This is a genomic window from Mesorhizobium sp. PAMC28654, from assembly GCF_020616515.1.
Taxonomy (GTDB): domain Bacteria; phylum Pseudomonadota; class Alphaproteobacteria; order Rhizobiales; family Rhizobiaceae; genus Mesorhizobium.
Genome location: NZ_CP085135.1, coordinates 5,098,534 through 5,114,864 on the forward strand (window position 1 = coordinate 5,098,534; position 16,331 = coordinate 5,114,864).

Sequence of the window (16,331 nt, forward strand, 5' to 3'; positions counted from 1 at the left end):
AGATGATCCTTATGCGAGACCGATGGCGGTGATGGCCATGTCGATCAGCTTGATGCCGACGAACGGAACGATAATGCCGCCGAGGCCGTAGACCAGGAGGTTGCGGCTGAGCAGCGCGCCGGCGCCGATCGCACGGTACTTGACGCCCTTCAGCGACAGCGGGATCAGCGCGATGATGATCAGCGCGTTGAAGATGATGGCCGACAGGATGGCGCTCTGCGGCGTCGCCAGATGCATGATGTTCAGCGCCTGCAGCGGGCCGGTGGTCTGCCCCGGGGCGATGTAGAAGACGGCGAACATCGCCGGGATGATGGCGAAATACTTGGCCACGTCATTGGCGATGGAGAAGGTCGTCAGCGAACCGCGCGTCATCAGCAGCGCCTTGCCGATCTCGACGATCTCGATGAGCTTGGTCGGATCGCTGTCCAGGTCGATCATGTTGCCGGCTTCGCGCGCGGCGACCGTGCCTGTGTTCATGGCGACGCCGACATCGGCCTGGGCAAGGGCGGGCGCGTCGTTGGTGCCGTCGCCGCACATGGCGACCAGCTTGCCCTTGGCCTGTTCGTCGCGGATGAGCTTCAGCTTGTCCTCTGGCGTCGCCTGGGCAAGGAAGTCGTCGACGCCGGCTTCCGCGGCGATCGCCGCCGCCGTCATCGGATTGTCGCCGGTGATCATCACGGTGCGGATGCCCATGCGGCGCAGTTCGGTGAAGCGTTCCTTGATGCCGCCCTTGACGATGTCCTTGAGGTGGACGACGCCGAGCAGGCGCCCGTCGCGCTCGACCGCCAGCGGCGTGCCGCCGGATTTGGCGATCTCGTCGGCGATGGCCTGGAGGTCACGGACGGCGTCGCTGCTTGGGCGCGTGCCATGCGAGGCTGACGTCGACTGGTTGACATGGGCGAGGACCGAATCGACGGCGCCCTTGCGCACCGACGAGCCATCGATGTCGACGCCGCTCATGCGGGTCTGCGCGGTGAAGGGCACGAAGGTGGCATGCAGCGTTGCCATGTCGCGGGCACGGATGGCGTATTTCTCCTTTGCCAGCACGACGATCGAGCGGCCTTCCGGCGTTTCGTCGGCCAGCGAGGCGAGCTGGGCGGCATCGGCCAGTTCCTGTTCGGTGACGCCCTTGACCGGGCGGAACTCCGTCGCCTGGCGGTTGCCGAGGGTGATCGTGCCGGTCTTGTCGAGCAGCAGCGTATCGACGTCGCCGGCGGCCTCGACGGCGCGGCCCGACATGGCCAGCACGTTGAAGCGCACTAGGCGGTCCATGCCGGCGATGCCGATGGCCGACAGCAGGGCGCCGATCGTGGTCGGGATCAGCGTGACGAACAGCGCAACGAGCACGGTCACCGAAATATAGCCGCCCGAATAGGAGGCGAAGCTCGGGATCGTCGCTGTGGCCAGCACGAAGATCAGCGTCATGCCGACGAGCAGGATGTTGAGCGCGATCTCGTTGGGTGTCTTCTGGCGCTCGGCGCCTTCGACCAGCGAGATCATGCGGTCAAGGAAAGTGTGGCCGGAAGCCGCGGTGATGCGCACGCGGATCCAGTCGGACAGCACCTGCGTGCCGCCGGTGACCGCCGAACGGTCGCCGCCGGATTCGCGGATGACCGGCGCGGATTCGCCGGTGATGGCCGCTTCGTTGACCGAGGCGACGCCTTCGACCACTTCGCCGTCCGACGGGATGATGTCACCGGCTTCTACCAGGACGATGTCGCCGACCTTCAGGCTGGTGCCCGGCACCATTTTGAATTTGGTGCGGTCCTCGCTGGTCAGCAGCTTGGCCTCGGTTTCGGTGCGCGCCTTGCGCAACGAGTCGGCCTGCGCCTTGCCGCGACCTTCCGCGACCGCTTCGGCGAAGTTGGCGAACAGCACCGTGAACCACAGCCAGATGATGATCTGCAGCGTAAATTTGAAATCGCCGCCGCCGGTGATGAGATCCCTGATGAACAGGACAGTGGTCAGCGCCGAGACGACGGCGACGACGAACATCACCGGGTTCTTGGCCAAGGTGCGCGGGTTCAGCTTCTTGAAGGCCCCGCCAATGGCGGGCCACAGGATGCGGGCATCCATGATGCTCGCGGATTTAGACTGGCTCATTTGTTGGCTCCAGTGCCGATGTTGTTGGACGGCGCCGATCGATCGGATGCCGAAAAGAAGTGCGGCGGCCCGTAGGCCAGCAGCCAGATCACGATCATGACTGCAGCGATGCCGAGGAATGTGGACACGGTCGGGCCGGCAATGAGGGGGAGTTGCCTCCCCCTCATTGCCGGCCCGAGGCCGGTCCTTGCGACGCGTGAGTTTGAACCAGGCCATGGCCGTCTCAGAACGTCTGTCCGTGGATCATCGCCAAATGTTCGACGATCGGTCCGACCGCGAGTGCCGGGAAGAAGGTCAGGCCACCGACGATCACGATGACGCCGACCAGCAGCCCGACGAACAGCGGGCCGTCGGTCGGGAAGGTGCCCGCTGAGGCAGGAACCGTCTTCTTCGCCGCCAGCGAGCCCGCGATGGCGAGTGCCGGGATAATCACCAGGAACCGGCCCATCAGCATGCCGATGCCCAGCGTGATGTTGTACCAGGGCGTGTTGCCGCTGAGGCCGCCGAAGGCCGAGCCGTTGTTGGCGGCAGCCGAGGTGTAGGCATAGAGGACCTCGGAGAAGCCGTGCGGGCCGGCATTGCCCATCGCGGCGACGCCGCTTGGCAGCACGACGGCGATGGCCGTGAAGATAAGCATCGCCAGCGGCAGGCACAGGATGGCGAGCATCGCCATCTTGACTTCCTTGGCCTCGATCTTCTTGCCGAGATATTCGGGCGTGCGACCGACCATCAGCCCGGCAACGAAGACGGCGACCACGATGAACATAAGGATGCCGTAGAGACCGGCGCCGACACCGCCGACGATGACCTCGCCGAGCTGCATGTTGATCATCGGGATCATGCCGCCCAGCGCGGTGAAGGAGCCGTGCATGGCGTTGACGGCGCCGCAGGACGCGGCCGTGGTGATGACCGCGAACAGAGCCGAGAGTGCGATGCCGAAGCGGCTTTCCTTGCCCTCCATGTTGCCGCCGTCGAGGCCGAGCGCATGGACCAGCGGGTTGCCGGCGGCTTCAGCCCAGTAGCAGACGACGACGCCGGCGATGAACAGGACGCCCATCGCGGACAGGATCGCCCAGCCCTGGCGCTGGTTGCCGACCATGCGACCGAAGACATTGGTGAGGGCCGCGCCGATGGCGAAGATCGTCACCATCTGGATCAGGTTGGAGATCGCGTCGGGGTTTTCGAACGGGTGCGCGGCGTTGGCGTTGAAGAAGCCGCCGCCATTGGTGCCCAGCATCTTGATGGCGATCTGCGTGGCGACCGGGCCGACGGCGATGGTCTGCTGCGCGCCTTCAAGCGTCGTAGCGCTGATATAGGGGCCGAACGTCTGCGGCATGCCGAGCCAGACATAGACCAGCGTCAGCACGATGCAGAGCGGCAGGAGCAGATAGAGGGTGGCGCGGGTCATATCGACCCAGAAATTGCCGATCGACTTGCCCGACGCCCGGGCGAAGCCGCGGATCAGCGCCATCGCGATGGCGATGCCGGTGGCAGCAGACAGGAAATTCTGCACGGTGAGGCCGACCATCTGCACGAAGTAGGACATCGTGCTCTCGCCGCCGTAGTTCTGCCAGTTGGTGTTGGTGACGAAGCTGACGGCGGTGTTGAAGGCGAGATCAGGCGTGATGGCGCTCATGCCGGCCGGATTGTAGGGCAGCAGCCCCTGCGCGCGCGGCAGGACGTAGAGCAGCAGGAACCCGGCCAGATTGAACAGCAGCATGGCTACCGCATAGGTGGTCCAATGCTGTTCCTCGCGGTCGCTGGTTCCGCAGATGCGGTAAAGCCCGCGCTCGAGCGGGCCGAAAATCGGCGACAGAAGCGTGCGCTCGCCGTTGAAGACGCGATGCATGTAGCCGCCAAGCGGCTTCACAAGCAAAATGATGATCCCGCAATAGACGAGGATCTGTATCCATCCGAAGAGTGTCATGGGTTTGGCTTTCCGTGCCTGCGGCGATCAGAAGCGTTCTGGGCGAACGAGGGCGTATGTCAGGTAGGCAAGCAGGAACAGCGTCACACCGCCACCGAGGATATAATCGACAAGCATGGTTCGATCCTTTGCTTAAATTCTGTCACAGGCTTTGACGTAGACGAGGGCCAGGGAAAAAAACAAAAGCCCTAACCCGACAAGAATGATGTCCATCACGCTGTTCCTTATTTCTGCTTGTATTTCGCGCCCTTGGTCGAAGGGCTCGCAATACCGTGAAAACGGACCGCTCCATTTTCAAATGGCACGGCGCCCGAAATCTTTCTCAGGCGGAATATGGACCCGATCGCCATAAAGGTTCGAGACGGGGCGGTGCGGAAAGAAATAGGAATTTTATATAGATTTTGGGTGGGCTCTGCCGCCGGACAGGCGCAGGCGGGTCATGTTGGTTGGCGTTTTCGCTGGCTACCACTCGCCGGAGCCACACGATGGTGGGCAGCGAAAACGGCACGCCCCGCCTTCGGCGCCAGAGTCCGTGTCGGCTTGCCTCACGACGTCAATGTATCTTCCGGGCGATGAGAAGAATGGCGCGTCAAGCCGTTTGGCCCTTGCGCTACATGGCTCCTCAAGGATGCGGGACGCAGCGATAGGTACGCTTAGACCCACCCAGCTTCGCGTTGCTGCTGACGCTTCGATTGGCGCCGGCCTTGACTTCCTTGACTTGGCCCTTGGGACAACTGCCGTCGTCGACGAGCACCGCCTGGCCTGCGTGTAGCCTGCCATTGCCAGGTTCATGGCGCAGTATCTGCACGCCAGCAGCAGCCTGCGCGACGCCAAGCATGCCAATCAAAAACGCTCCGGCTATTCTTCTCATGATTCCTCACCCGCTGGTTGCAGGCGGCACGCTAGCATCGGCCCCGAACGGGGCACAACAAGAGCCGTGCTTCCGGTAGAACACGTTATCTCGATCGGTGCGGATCAAAAGGGCGAGCCGAGGATGGGATATGATAAAGGGCTCTTTCGCCAGATGGTGCCGAGAAAATATTGGCGGCGGTTAGGGTTAGAATTCTGCTAGCGTTGGCTCTCATCTGCTACCACTGTGCCGCAACGCGATTGTCCAACCGCAGGTCGCTCGCCCTGCAATGAGAGCTCAACAATGAAGGAAGTCGAACACATTCCCAACCCGCGAATTAAGGAACGCGAGAAGATCGGGCCGCATCTTACCAAGCATGAACAAGTGGGCCTGAACGGGCGAATAGCCCTCATCATCACCAACTCTGTCGGCACGATGTGGTGCGCCTATGTCTTCGCGGTGATCGCCCTTATCAGCTTGCCCGCCGCCATCCAGGGCGGAGTGGCAACGCTGATCGCCTGGATCGCCCAGACATTCCTGCAACTCGTGCTGCTGTCCGTGATCATGGTGGGCCAAAAGGTTTCGGCCGCCGCCTCCGACAAGCAGGCGCTACAGACCTACAGGGACGCCGAGGCGCTGTTGAAGATCCAGGACGAGGTGCACCGGCTCATCAAGATCAACAATGACCTGACCGAAGAGATTCATCGCGCGGTTGCGATTAAGGGAGCGCCAGCGGCGTAGGACTTGCCGGGTGGGAGACCCGAGCCCGGCTGAGCGAACTGGCACCTAAGGGAGTCTGTCTATCGCGTAGCGCCGTCGATCTGCAAACGGCTGGTGGCAGCCGCCCAATGACTGTACCGATGAGCTTGACGCGACAACTGGATCGCCGCAGCGTCGGCATCTGATCGAACTTTCCTGGGCTCGATGCAAATTATTTTAAAATGGAAGCGGATGGCGGACTGTATCGACGACTTCTTGTCGGAAATCGAGTCGATTGCACCTGCCTACGATATGCCGTTGTTCTGCTTTGTGGCTATCAGGAAACCTGATGGGCATCACATTATGCAGGCGCGTCTTCTCCTTCTGGATGCCGCACCTGGTTTCAAGCCAAAGGCTGTCTTTGAGACAACAAATATCCTAGCCGGACAGGTTGTGATTCCTCCCACGACACTGCGCTCCTTCTTGGCGGATTTTGCCGCCGGCAAAGTCAGCGTGGATGGGTTCGACCTGATTTTCGATCATCCTGAACAGGTCAACGCAACTGTGACGCGTTTTCACGACGAGGGCACAAGGGAACAACGCCGGCTGCCGGTCCTGATGGTGAAGGGTAACGATCAGATCAGCTATGCCTTGCAGCCTGACACGGATTGGGAATTACGTGCAGCGTTGCTGCCGTATGACAGCCTGAACGAACTGGCGAATGACTACCGGACCGGCCCTGTAAGTGGAGATGGTGCCAGCTTTGCGGTCGTTCCGGCCCCTGTCGGGCTGGTGGACTATGATTCTCCCGTTCACGCGACTGAAGCCACTCCGACTGTACGGATTAGTCGCCGCCTCAACCCCCAAGATGTGAGCCTAGGTCTGCGAGTAGTCCACAACGATGCGGTAATTGAGCGCCGTACAATTGCAGGTCCAGCTATTCAGTGGGAGATGGACGGTACCGTCTTGCGAGGAACGACCAAATTGTCAGTGCCTGACGGGAGCAGCATTCAATGCATCCTCCGATATCAAGGCAAAGCGCTCCATTTTGGTCATCTTTACGACCATGAGCGATCGACAAATGTCAGACGAACTATCCTCCAGGCATTTGACCCGAATTTAGATGCTATTGGGTGTCCGTCGTCAGATCATTTGGCTCAGATTGGATCGCAGATTAGCGGAGTGTCGGCCTCATCTTGGGGTTGATGTTAAGCGGCGATCTTGCGGTGCTGCAAGCGCCGATGTTGGATGGTTTGGCGTTTGATCCTTTCTCGCTGTTTGATAATGGCTGCGGCCCTGCCGAAGTAGGCGTCGGCTGGCGTTACGTTGGCCAGGCTCTCGTGGTAGCGTCGATGGTTGTAATGTTCGACGAAGGCTGCGATCTGGGCCTCAAGGTCGCCGGGCAGAAAGTAGTTCTCCAAGAGGATTCGGTTTTTGAGGGTCTGGTGCCAGCGCTCGATCTTGCCTTGGGTCTGGGGATGCATTGGAGCGCCCCGGACATGGCTCATGCGTTGGTCCTGGATATAGTCCGCCAGTTCGCCGGCGATGTAGCTGGGGCCATTATCGCTGAGCAGCCGAGGCTTGTGGTGCACATGGGCCTGGTCGCACCCTGAGGCAGTAAGTGCCATGTCCAGCGTGTCGGTGACGTCCTCGGCCCGCATGGTGCTGCACAGTTTCCAGGCGATGATGTAGCGGGAGTAATCGTCGAGCACGGTCGACAGGTACATCCAGCCCCAGCCGATGATCTTGAAGTAGGTGAAGTCCGTCTGCCACATCTCGTTGGGTCGCGTCGTCTTGGTGTGGAACTCGTTCGCCGCCTTGATCACCACATAGGCCGGGCTGGTGATCAGATCGTAGGCCTTGAGGAGCCGGTAAACGCTGGCTTCTGACACGAAGTAGCGCGTCTCGTCGGTGAACCGTACTGCCAGTTCGCGCGGGGAGAGCTCGGACTGCTCCAGCGCCAGTTCGATGATCTGGTCATGGATGGCAGGCGGGATGCGGTTCCACACCCGGCTCGGCGCCGAGGGCCGATCCTGCAGCGCCTCAGGCCCGCCCTCGACATAACGGTCATACCAGCGATAGAAGGTCCGGCGCGGGATGCCCAGTCGGTCCAGCGTTTTGCGGGTTGGCAGGTGTGACTGCTCGACGATCCTGATGATCTCGAGCTTTTCGGATGCGGGATATCTCATTCTTGCTCGTCCCCATCCGCGATCATGCTTTTTTTGAGCAGACGGTTTTCCAGTGTCAGATCAGCGACGCATTCCTTCAGCGCGCCGGCCTCCCGGCGCAAATCCTTGACCTCGTCGCTGGTGGCAGCACGAGCGGTATCACCCGCCAATCGGCGCTTGCCGGCCTCCATGAACTCCTTGGACCAGGTGTAATACAGGCTCTGCGCGATCCCTTCCTTGCGGCACAGCTCGGCGATGCTGTCTTCGCCGCGCAGCCCGTCCAGCACGATCCGGATCTTGTCTTCCGCTGAAAAATGCCGCCGGGTCGCCCGGCGAATGTCCTTTACCACCTGCTCGGCAGGCTTCTTGGCACTTGAGGATTTAGGGCTCATCTTGGTTCCTTCGTCGTGACGACGAGATCAAAACCCTCCTTAATTCACAACCTCAAATCTGGGACACAGGTGCTGACGGGGAACAGGCTATAGCGTCGTTCCAAGGGACGGATGTCGGTTCGAGACGGAAGCGTCCCCAAGGGTCTTCTATTTCGTAGATGACGGGGAGTGGCCTGCTGCCGGTTTCGGACACCCGGTTAAGCTAGCATAGCTTGCTCCTCGAACTCGTTGGGGCTGAGATAGCCCAGCGTCGAGTGCCTTCGCCGAGGGTTATAGAAGCATTCGATGTAATCGAACACATCTGCCTTGGCGTGATCCCTCGTCCTGTAGACCTTGCGGGCTGTCCGCTCGGTTTTGAGCGACGAGAAGAAGCTCTCCATCGCAGCATTGTCCCAGACGTTGCCGGACCGGCTCATCGAGCAGGTAATGCCGTGATCGGCCATCAGGCGCTGGAACTGCTCGCTCGTATATTGCGACCCCTGGTCCGAATGATGGAGCAGGCTGTCTGGCTTGCCTCGGCGCCAGATCGCCATGATTAGGGCGTCGGTGACGAGTTGGGCCGTCATCTCGGCCTTCATCGCCCAGCCGACGACACGCCTGGAGAACAGGTCGACGACCGCCGCAACATAGAGCCATCCTTCGGCGGTCCAGATGTAGGTGAAGTCGGCAATCCACTTCTGGTTCGGAGCAGCAGCTTCGAAGGCGCGATCAAGGAGATTGTCCGACACGGCGGCTCGCTCGCCAGTGTCCTTCGGTAGCCCGCGGCGCCGAGGCCGGGCCGGGCACGCAAGCCGTTCTCCCGCATGAGCCTCTCGACGCGATGAAGACCGCAGGAGACTCCCTCAGCCAAGACGTCGTGCCAGACGCGACGGGCGCCATAGGTGCGGTCGCTGCTCTTGAAGCTCCGGTCGATCCTGGGAACGAGCATCTCGTCGTGCTGGGACCGGGCGCTGGGGCTGCGGTTGAGCCAGGCATGGAAGCCTGAGCGCGACACATCCAGCGCATTGCACAGCCATGCCACCGGCCAGATCGAACGGTGCTTCGCGATAAAGGCGAACCTCATATCGCATCCCTCGCGAAGTAGGCTGCGGCCTTTTTTAGGATGTCGCGCTCCGCCTTCAGCTTAGTAACTTCCCGACGCAGCCGGTCAATCTCCTGCTGCTCAGGCTTCATTTGACCATGGCCGGGAAAGGCATGCTGCGGGTCAGCGCTCGTCTCGCGGACCCACTTGCGCAGCACATTCTCATGGAGATCCAAATCACGGGCCGCCTGCGCCACCGCAACGCCCCGATCCTTCACCAATCTCACCGCCTCAAGCTTGAACTCGCGGCTGAACTTCCTTCTCTGCATTCCCACTCTCCAGTTCCGTTAAACACCTTATCTCGGTGTCCACGAAACCGGCAGCAGGCCAGAGAGGATGTTGGTCCCCGTAGACTTTCTCTGGACCGCCCTGCACGAACTCATGCCTGATGCCAGGTATCTTCTCGCGAACATCCGCGATGAGCGCCTTGGCTGCCCTTGTCTTACCGGTGCCGGACGCGCCGGTAATGATTATCGCATGCCGCGTGTCGAGAGCTTCAGTAAGCTCTTCCCAGTTTGTGGGTTTGACAAAACCCTCCAAAGCATCGGATGCAGCGGCATAGCCGCCCGAGTCTGAAATGACTCTCTCGATTTCGGCACGCTTCCATACTCCATGCGCGGCGCCGCGCATGCGCAACAATGCCTCCCTGCGCAACGCTTCCCTGCACTGTGCAAGGTTCGTATGAGGAATGCGAAACCGCTCCTTCAAAAGTCGATCCGTACGCAAATCGACTTTCTCTCGGTCCATTGATGCAAGCACTGCTAGGCGGCCCGCCGCATCGGGCGGGAGATTCTTTGCCATCTCAGCCGGTATTGTGTCCGGCCATTCGCCTACAACATCAACTCGCAGGTCCCGTGCCACACCGTCGAGGTCTGCGCTCGTAACAAGCAGATATCGGATTTTGGAGTCTTTTAGGTACTCCTTTGCAGGCTTCCGAACCTTCCCGTGTGCGAGAAGACGGCTTAGATCCTCATGTTTCCAAGGACCGGTGCTGCGAAGTTTGCATTGAATAACCAAACTATGGCTGTCGAGCCCTATCGTCTCTGCCAACGCGCCAGGTTCGTCCTCAATCTCTGCCTGAAGGTCTTCTTCCGTCGCTGGTTCCAAGACAACCTGTGATGCGACCTTCCTAGCCAAAACGAGGTCGAGTGCTATCAGGATGGAAACATCCAGCTGGTAAAAATAGCCCTCCAGGGCCACGCCTCCACTGGATGGCGAAAGCGTATCTTTGTCCCCGCCAAGCGATTTATTCATCGGGAGTCTAGCTCCCCTTGGAGAACGGTCTCCAGCTGTCCGACCAGCCGCGCCCGCGCGTTGCTTGAGAGCTTATCGAGATTGAGTTGCTTCCATTTGACTGCGGGCAGATCAGGCGCGCCAGGAACACCCAGCAGGGCCCAATCGGGGTCACCGCGTTTGAACCCGAGCAGAAACTCTTTGTGCGCGTCTGGCATGCCACCCGCGATCGCGGCTATCAGCCCCTCGCGGGCAGACAGCAATTCCTCAAGTGCAACAGGCTCTGCGGTCATGCCGTCAAATCCTTGCGCGAACTCCTGCGCAATATCCTTGCGGCGAGGCACGAGAACTTCGGAGATCGGTCTGTCATGACTGATCAGGTAGACAATAAAGGCACGGCGCAGGTCGTCGCTGATGCCTTCGTTCGCCAGCAGGTCGCGCACGTCAAAGAGATCGCGCGGATGCTGCCGGTCAAGGGCCGCCATGATTTTGCCTGCGTAGAGATCGGGAAACGATACAACCTGGATTTCCGCGAACCCGAAGGCATCCTCTACACCCTGCGAAACCGCGCGGGTTTCCGGCTCGAACACGCATCCGCGCAGGACGGGCGTTACTTCAATTTTGATCTGGGCATCAGGCCGTTGGACGGTCAGCTTGGTTACAATTTGCTCGCGGGCATTGATGACTTCTGTGACGCGCACGCCGCGCATCGCACTCCGAATGGCCGCAGCCATGCGCTTCATGGCGGCATCGATTGCGGCGAGCGATTCCGGACGTGGCGCGACTGGCAGGTAGGTGAGGTCGATATCGACGGACAGGCGCGGCATGTCCCGCACGAACAGGTTGATGGCCGTCCCGCCTTTCAGGGCGAAATCCTTTTCGGCGGCGACGAAGGGAATCACTTCGACAAGTAGCGCCACCTGACGCCTGTATCGCTCAGACAGGGGCATTCATGTCGTCCGGTACGGTTATGAGATATTTCGGGTCCAGTTTGCCCCCCTTCACAAGCATCCTTTTGCCGCTGCCTAGATCGACCAGCTTTCGGTCCAAGTCCTTCAGCCAAGGTGGGTTGTGCCGTTCGGCAAACCAGAAGAAGAGCCGCTTGACCTTGACGCTTTTACAATCGGTGAGAAGCGACTGGACGCGGCGAGGACTCAGTGTGCGCAGCCCTTCGATCAGCATGTCGACCTGGTGGAAGCTCTCGCGATTAGGCAGCTCGTTCAGCAGCTCCAGCAACGCTCGCTCTGGTGTGGACACTATGAGGAGCAATCCCGACGCACTGGAGAAATCCCGGACGGTGTTTTCCAGTCTCGCTGTTCTGAACAGTGGGGCGACGGGGTGAACATGGAATTTTGTTCGCAAGGGTAGCTTTGCAAGCCAGCCGGGAGGCTGCGAGGAACCGTAGAGGTGAGCGTGGGGTGGCTCGGCTGGCGAGACGTAGTGGCTGAATCCATGCAAATCGAGTGCGGTGCGTCCGCCTACGACGAAGTCGTAGCCCATGAGCGTCTGGAGGGAGACTGTAACTTTTTGCCAATCCAGTTCGCCGAGCGGGCGCTTATATGTGCCTCGCACCGGCTGAACCAGCCATCCTGCGCTGACATACTGGCTGCGCAGACTTGTTGAGTACCCATTCCGCTCCATCCACGCGGAATCAACCAGCATCCCTTCGGGAAGGGTGCGCTCTATCTGGTTTAGCTTTCCTACGTTTTGCTCAGTCATACTTAGTAAAATGGCACATTCTCAAACCAACCTCAAGGTTTAAAAAGTGGCGATTTCCCTTAGTCACACTTAGCAAAATCAGATAGCCATAAACCAGCAAACGGAGGCAGTTCCAGGCTGCAGCAATCAGCCGATCTTGGGCACTCTGACTTGATCCCGCCTGTGACCTTTGGAAAGGTCGGCGAAGAATTCGGAGGCCGGATCGACGCCCGAGACCATCAGCCGGTCCCGAGCGCGCGTACAGGCAACGTAGAACAAATGCCGCTCGGTCTCGTAGACTTCATCCAACTCCGATTCATCAGCGACGGCTTCCACGCGTTCCTGTAGTGGCAGCAGATCATCGTCACAGGCCATGACTGCAATCGCCTTGTATTCAAGTCCTTTGGCCAGATGCATAGTCCCGATGGCTATGCGACCTTGTGGTTCCTCCAGACGCTCGGAGAGTTCAAGCTGGGTATGACCGGCGGCCTTTACTGAGGAGCGAGCGCGGGCAAGCTCGCCATTCGAGCGTACGAACAGCCCAATTTCAGCGGCGGCCACGCCGTCTGCGATAAGCATCTTAATCCAATCGGCGATCCCCTGCACCTCGGCGTCGGCGTTGGGGAATGTCCTAATTTCAGGCTCGGGTCCGTTGAAAACAGAAACCGTGCCGCGCCGATCTTGGTCAACGCCGTCAACGTCCTGCACCATCTTGGGCAGGAGGCGGTCTGCCGCCTGACGTATCTGATGAGATGTGCGGTAGTTCACCTTCAGTGTTTTCGAGCGGCCTCGAATATCAACGCCAAGAGCTTTCCACGAGAACGGCTCTTGGAAAATGCGTTGACCCAGGTCACCCGCGAAGAAGAGCGTGTCAGGCCCAGGCGGCGTAATTGCCGAGAGCATACGCAATTCCGGCACGCCTAGGTCCTGCGCTTCGTCAACAATCGTATGTGAGAATGGCTTCTCGGCACGCGCCGAAAAGTGTCTCGTGACTTCGCCGAAGATCATCGGCCAGGTGAGTGTTCCCCGTCAGCACCTGTGTCCCAGATTTGAGGTTGTGAATTAAGGAGGGTTTTGATCTCGTCGTCACGACGAAGGAACCAAGATGAGCCCTAAATCCTCAAGTGCCAAGAAGCCTGCCGAGCAGGTGGTAAAGGACATTCGCCGGGCGACCCGGCGGCATTTTTCAGCGGAAGACAAGATCCGGATCGTGCTGGACGGGCTGCGCGGCGAAGACAGCATCGCCGAGCTGTGCCGCAAGGAAGGGATCGCGCAGAGCCTGTATTACACCTGGTCCAAGGAGTTCATGGAGGCCGGCAAGCGCCGATTGGCGGGTGATACCGCTCGTGCTGCCACCAGCGACGAGGTCAAGGATTTGCGCCGGGAGGCCGGCGCGCTGAAGGAATGCGTCGCTGATCTGACACTGGAAAACCGTCTGCTCAAAAAAAGCATGATCGCGGATGGGGACGAGCAAGAATGAGATATCCCGCATCCGAAAAGCTCGAGATCATCAGGATCGTCGAGCAGTCACACCTGCCAACCCGCAAAACGCTGGACCGACTGGGCATCCCGCGCCGGACCTTCTATCGCTGGTATGACCGTTATGTCGAGGGCGGGCCTGAGGCGCTGCAGGATCGGCCCTCGGCGCCGAGCCGGGTGTGGAACCGCATCCCGCCTGCCATCCATGACCAGATCATCGAACTGGCGCTGGAGCAGTCCGAGCTCTCCCCCGCGCGAACTGGCAGTACGGTTCACCGACGAGACGCGCTACTTCGTGTCAGAAGCCAGCGTTTTTACGGCTCCTCAAGGCCTACGATCTGATCACCAGCCCGGCCTATGTGGTGATCAAGGCGGCGAACGAGTTCCACACCAAGACGACGCGACCCAACGAGATGTGGCAGACGGACTTCACCTACTTCAAGATCATCGGCTGGGGCTGGATGTACCTGTCGACCGTGCTCGACGATTACTCCCGCTACATCATCGCCTGGAAACTGTGCAGCACCATGCGGGCCGAGGACGTCACCGACACGCTGGACATGGCACTTACTGCCTCAGGGTGCGACCAGGCCCATGTGCACCACAAGCCTCGGCTGCTCAGCGATAATGGCCCCAGCTACATCGCCGGCGAACTGGCGGACTATATCCAGGACCAACGCATGAGCCATGTCCGGGGCGCTCCAATGCATCCCCAGACCCAAGGCAAGATCGAGCGCTGGCACCAGACCCTCAAAAACCGAATCCTCTTGGAGAACTACTTTCTGCCCGGCGACCTTGAGGCCCAGATCGCAGCCTTCGTCGAACATTACAACCATCGACGCTACCACGAGAGCCTGGCCAACGTAACGCCAGCCGACGCCTACTTCGGCAGGGCCGCAGCCATTATCAAACAGCGAGAAAGGATCAAACGCCAAACCATCCAACATCGGCGCTTGCAGCACCGCAAGATCGCCGCTTAACATCAACCCCAAGATGAGGCCGACACTCCGCTAATCTGCGATCCAATCTGAGCCAAATGATCTGACGACGGACACCCATCAAGTCGCCTGCCAATAGGGCAAGGTTCTGTCATGCCGCTCAGCCTGTCAGGTTCCACCGCGAATAGTTCTGCCAATAGGGTTGACTGTGAGTTTTGGCAGTGCTAATCCTTGAGGCCTAGAGCCTAATGGCAGGATACGGAGAGGGGCGGCAACATGCTTACTGGATACGCGCGGACCAGCACCACGGACCAGACGGCAGGGCTTGAGGCGCAGCTTGTGGCGCTTAAGGCGGCGGGCTGCGAGAAGATATTCAGCGAACACGCATCGGGGGCCAAGCAGCGCGACCAATTGGACGAAGCCTTGCGGTTCCTACGCGAGGGCGACACGCTGCTTGTCACCAAGATGGACCGCCTAGCGCGTGACCTTCGCACCCTGCTTGCGGTGGTGGACGATCTGGACAAGCGAGGCATCGGCCTCCGCATCCTCGACTTCGCAGGGGAGACCATCAACACGCGCTCCGCCACCGGGCGGCTGCAACTGGCCATGTTCGCGGCCTTCGCTGAGTTCGAGCGGACCATGATGCTAGAGCGCCAGCGGGCAGGCATAGAGAAGGCCAAGAGCGAAGGGAAGTATACGGGCAGGAAGCCGAGTGCCATGACCCAGCAGGACGCCATCAAGTCGCTGGCATCGGATGGGCTGACACGCGCCGCCATTGCCGCCCAGCTTGGCATCAGCGAACGCAGCGTCTACAGGGCGCTCACCTAATCCTCGACCAGCCCGCCTAGCGCAATTGTGGCGGCAAAGTGACCCCGGCGAGTGATCCTATCGGTAGCCGCATTCAATCGGCCTGCACACGGAAGTCTCGCCACCCGCATGGTCCGCCCCATGTGTCACAAATCGCCCAGGCATCAAGCTAGGCAGCGGGGGTCTCTCTCAGCGCGAGCGGCACGATGGGGCGGCATCGGGCAGGGCTTCAGGCTTCGGCATCATGTGGTCCATCCGGCAGCAAGGGGAGATGATGGGGCGATGCCGCTCCCCGCTCGTAGACAGCCTTCAGCGTTCTGGCCTGTCCTCTTTGTCGCCCGCCTTCTTCCGCTTCGTTGGCTGGACCGGCGGCTCAGGTTGTTCAGCGTCCTCAGGAACCCAAGGATCAAGTCGGTGCTTGATGGCAAGGGCGTAGATGACATGCAAAATGTTACCATCCTTAAGGTCAGGGTCGCTAAGCGCAAACAGGGACGCCTTTACAATCTTCTTGCTTGTCGCCTTTGGGCATTCCTCCAACACGTGACGGAAAAGCCCATCGTCGGTCAGCCCTTTCGTAGCGCCTCCAATTAGCGCCTCGTATATCTTCTTTGCCTTATCGCTCATCGTAAAACCCTCAGTACACTAGCCGCCCTTGGCTATGTGATGCGTCACAGCTCTGTCATAATCAAGGCTTGTCCGCCGCTACTTCCCAATAGCCGCGCCGTTAAAGGACATAGTGGGCGACAAGCCCGACCGATCAAACCAAGTGGAGGGCGACCAGCCCGACCAGCTATTCAGGCTCAAGGTGTTCCTCATTCGGGCGGCTGCCTATTGTGGCCGCTGCGCTGGCCACCGGATGGCCGCGCCAAAGGTCCGCTGCTCGATAGCCCCTCAATGACTCAGGGAAGCCCGTACAGTGGCAAGGGGATGATGGGGAAGCCAATCCCCACCTGCTC

At 60.1% G+C, this 16,331-nt stretch carries 13 protein-coding genes and 2 pseudogenes; 4 read left to right on the forward strand and 11 right to left on the reverse strand.

The window, feature by feature from the left end:
- Positions 1-9 precede the first annotated feature (9 nt).
- The 4 genes from kdpB to LGH82_RS25090 all read right to left on the reverse strand — a co-directional run bounded on the left by kdpB (position 10) and on the right by LGH82_RS25090 (position 4,901).
- Positions 10-2,103: a potassium-transporting ATPase subunit KdpB gene (kdpB, locus tag LGH82_RS25075; protein WP_227345305.1), complete on the reverse strand. Its 2,094-nt coding sequence runs from the start codon at positions 2,101-2,103 to the stop codon at positions 10-12.
- Between the two features lie 223 nt (positions 2,104-2,326).
- The gene (kdpA, locus tag LGH82_RS25080; RefSeq protein WP_227345306.1) at positions 2,327-4,030 is read right to left on the reverse strand and encodes a potassium-transporting ATPase subunit KdpA; all 1,704 of its coding nucleotides are present in this window, start codon (positions 4,028-4,030) and stop codon (positions 2,327-2,329) included.
- Positions 4,031-4,057: 27 nt separating this feature from the next.
- A complete protein-coding gene (gene kdpF / locus LGH82_RS25085; RefSeq protein WP_081609884.1) occupies positions 4,058-4,147 on the reverse strand; it encodes a K(+)-transporting ATPase subunit F in 90 nt (29 codons plus the stop codon).
- Positions 4,148-4,652: 505 nt separating this feature from the next.
- The gene (locus LGH82_RS25090) at positions 4,653-4,901 is read right to left on the reverse strand and encodes a DUF6719 family protein (RefSeq protein ID WP_319799892.1); all 249 of its coding nucleotides are present in this window, start codon (positions 4,899-4,901) and stop codon (positions 4,653-4,655) included.
- A gap of 282 nt (positions 4,902-5,183) precedes the next feature.
- On the opposite strand from LGH82_RS25090, the gene LGH82_RS25095 reads away from it, so the two are divergent.
- Together LGH82_RS25095 and LGH82_RS25100 are read left to right on the forward strand one after the other, a co-directional pair.
- Entirely contained in the window at positions 5,184-5,621 is a 438-nt protein-coding gene (locus LGH82_RS25095) for a hypothetical protein (RefSeq protein ID WP_227345308.1), read from the forward strand.
- A gap of 183 nt (positions 5,622-5,804) precedes the next feature.
- Positions 5,805-6,785 (forward strand): hypothetical protein, encoded by a 981-nt coding sequence (locus LGH82_RS25100; protein ID WP_227345309.1) that lies wholly within the window; start codon positions 5,805-5,807, stop codon positions 6,783-6,785.
- A gap of 2 nt (positions 6,786-6,787) precedes the next feature.
- On the opposite strand, the gene LGH82_RS25105 is transcribed toward LGH82_RS25100, so the two are convergent.
- The 6 genes and pseudogenes from LGH82_RS25105 to LGH82_RS25130 form a co-directional block, all read right to left on the reverse strand.
- A protein-coding gene (locus tag LGH82_RS25105) for an IS3 family transposase (RefSeq protein WP_227344189.1) occupies positions 6,788-8,139 on the reverse strand; the annotation gives its coding sequence in 2 pieces (ribosomal slippage) (positions 6,788-7,803 and positions 7,803-8,139; 1,353 coding nt in all).
- Positions 8,140-8,336: 197 nt separating this feature from the next.
- Positions 8,337-9,489 (reverse strand): annotated as a pseudogene (locus tag LGH82_RS25110) (IS3 family transposase).
- Positions 9,452-10,474, reverse strand: coding sequence for a hypothetical protein (locus LGH82_RS25115; RefSeq protein ID WP_227345310.1), 1,023 nt, complete (start codon positions 10,472-10,474; stop codon positions 9,452-9,454). The pseudogene LGH82_RS25110 and the gene LGH82_RS25115 overlap by 38 nt, the downstream one beginning before the upstream one ends.
- The gene (locus LGH82_RS25120) at positions 10,471-11,403 is read right to left on the reverse strand and encodes a nucleotidyl transferase AbiEii/AbiGii toxin family protein (protein WP_227345311.1); all 933 of its coding nucleotides are present in this window, start codon (positions 11,401-11,403) and stop codon (positions 10,471-10,473) included. Before LGH82_RS25120 ends, LGH82_RS25115 begins: the two co-directional genes overlap by 4 nt.
- Complete coding sequence (locus LGH82_RS25125) at positions 11,390-12,172, reverse strand: type IV toxin-antitoxin system AbiEi family antitoxin domain-containing protein (RefSeq protein WP_227345312.1); 783 nt, start codon at positions 12,170-12,172, stop codon at positions 11,390-11,392. Before LGH82_RS25125 ends, LGH82_RS25120 begins: the two co-directional genes overlap by 14 nt.
- Positions 12,173-12,298: 126 nt before the next feature.
- Positions 12,299-13,159 carry a 3'-5' exonuclease gene (locus LGH82_RS25130; protein ID WP_227345313.1) on the reverse strand — a complete coding sequence of 287 codons (861 nt, stop codon included), beginning with the start codon at positions 13,157-13,159 and terminating at the stop codon, positions 12,299-12,301.
- Positions 13,160-13,256: 97 nt separating this feature from the next.
- On the opposite strand from LGH82_RS25130, the pseudogene LGH82_RS25135 reads away from it, so the two are divergent.
- Both LGH82_RS25135 and LGH82_RS25140 read left to right on the forward strand, forming a co-directional pair.
- Positions 13,257-14,610, forward strand: a pseudogene (locus tag LGH82_RS25135) (IS3 family transposase).
- 234 nt (positions 14,611-14,844) lie between these two features.
- Positions 14,845-15,396 (forward strand): recombinase family protein, encoded by a 552-nt coding sequence (locus LGH82_RS25140; RefSeq protein ID WP_227345314.1) that lies wholly within the window; start codon positions 14,845-14,847, stop codon positions 15,394-15,396.
- A gap of 288 nt (positions 15,397-15,684) precedes the next feature.
- Here LGH82_RS25140 and LGH82_RS25145 read toward each other — a convergent pair whose 3' ends face one another.
- A complete protein-coding gene (locus tag LGH82_RS25145) occupies positions 15,685-15,999 on the reverse strand; it encodes a hypothetical protein (RefSeq protein WP_227345315.1) in 315 nt (104 codons plus the stop codon).
- Between the last annotated feature and the right edge of the window lie 332 nt (positions 16,000-16,331).

What these genes read in the sequence shown, in the direction of transcription:
- LGH82_RS25145 (WP_227345315.1), bottom strand. Translation starts at nt 15,999, where the DNA reads ATGAGCGATAAGGCAAAGAAGATATACGAGGCGCTAATTGGAGGCGCT.
- LGH82_RS25115 (WP_227345310.1), bottom strand. Translation starts at nt 10,474, where the DNA reads ATGAATAAATCGCTTGGCGGGGACAAAGATACGCTTTCGCCATCCAGT.
- LGH82_RS25140 (WP_227345314.1), top strand. Translation starts at nt 14,845, where the DNA reads ATGCTTACTGGATACGCGCGGACCAGCACCACGGACCAGACGGCAGGG.
- kdpA (WP_227345306.1), bottom strand. Translation starts at nt 4,030, where the DNA reads ATGACACTCTTCGGATGGATACAGATCCTCGTCTATTGCGGGATCATC.
- LGH82_RS25090 (WP_319799892.1), bottom strand. Translation starts at nt 4,901, where the DNA reads ATGAGAAGAATAGCCGGAGCGTTTTTGATTGGCATGCTTGGCGTCGCG.
- LGH82_RS25120 (WP_227345311.1), bottom strand. Translation starts at nt 11,403, where the DNA reads ATGCCCCTGTCTGAGCGATACAGGCGTCAGGTGGCGCTACTTGTCGAA.
- kdpF (WP_081609884.1), bottom strand. Translation starts at nt 4,147, where the DNA reads ATGCTTGTCGATTATATCCTCGGTGGCGGTGTGACGCTGTTCCTGCTT.
- LGH82_RS25100 (WP_227345309.1), top strand. Translation starts at nt 5,805, where the DNA reads ATGCAAATTATTTTAAAATGGAAGCGGATGGCGGACTGTATCGACGAC.
- LGH82_RS25095 (WP_227345308.1), top strand. Translation starts at nt 5,184, where the DNA reads ATGAAGGAAGTCGAACACATTCCCAACCCGCGAATTAAGGAACGCGAG.
- kdpB (WP_227345305.1), bottom strand. Translation starts at nt 2,103, where the DNA reads ATGAGCCAGTCTAAATCCGCGAGCATCATGGATGCCCGCATCCTGTGG.
- LGH82_RS25130 (WP_227345313.1), bottom strand. Translation starts at nt 13,159, where the DNA reads ATGATCTTCGGCGAAGTCACGAGACACTTTTCGGCGCGTGCCGAGAAG.
- LGH82_RS25125 (WP_227345312.1), bottom strand. Translation starts at nt 12,172, where the DNA reads ATGACTGAGCAAAACGTAGGAAAGCTAAACCAGATAGAGCGCACCCTT.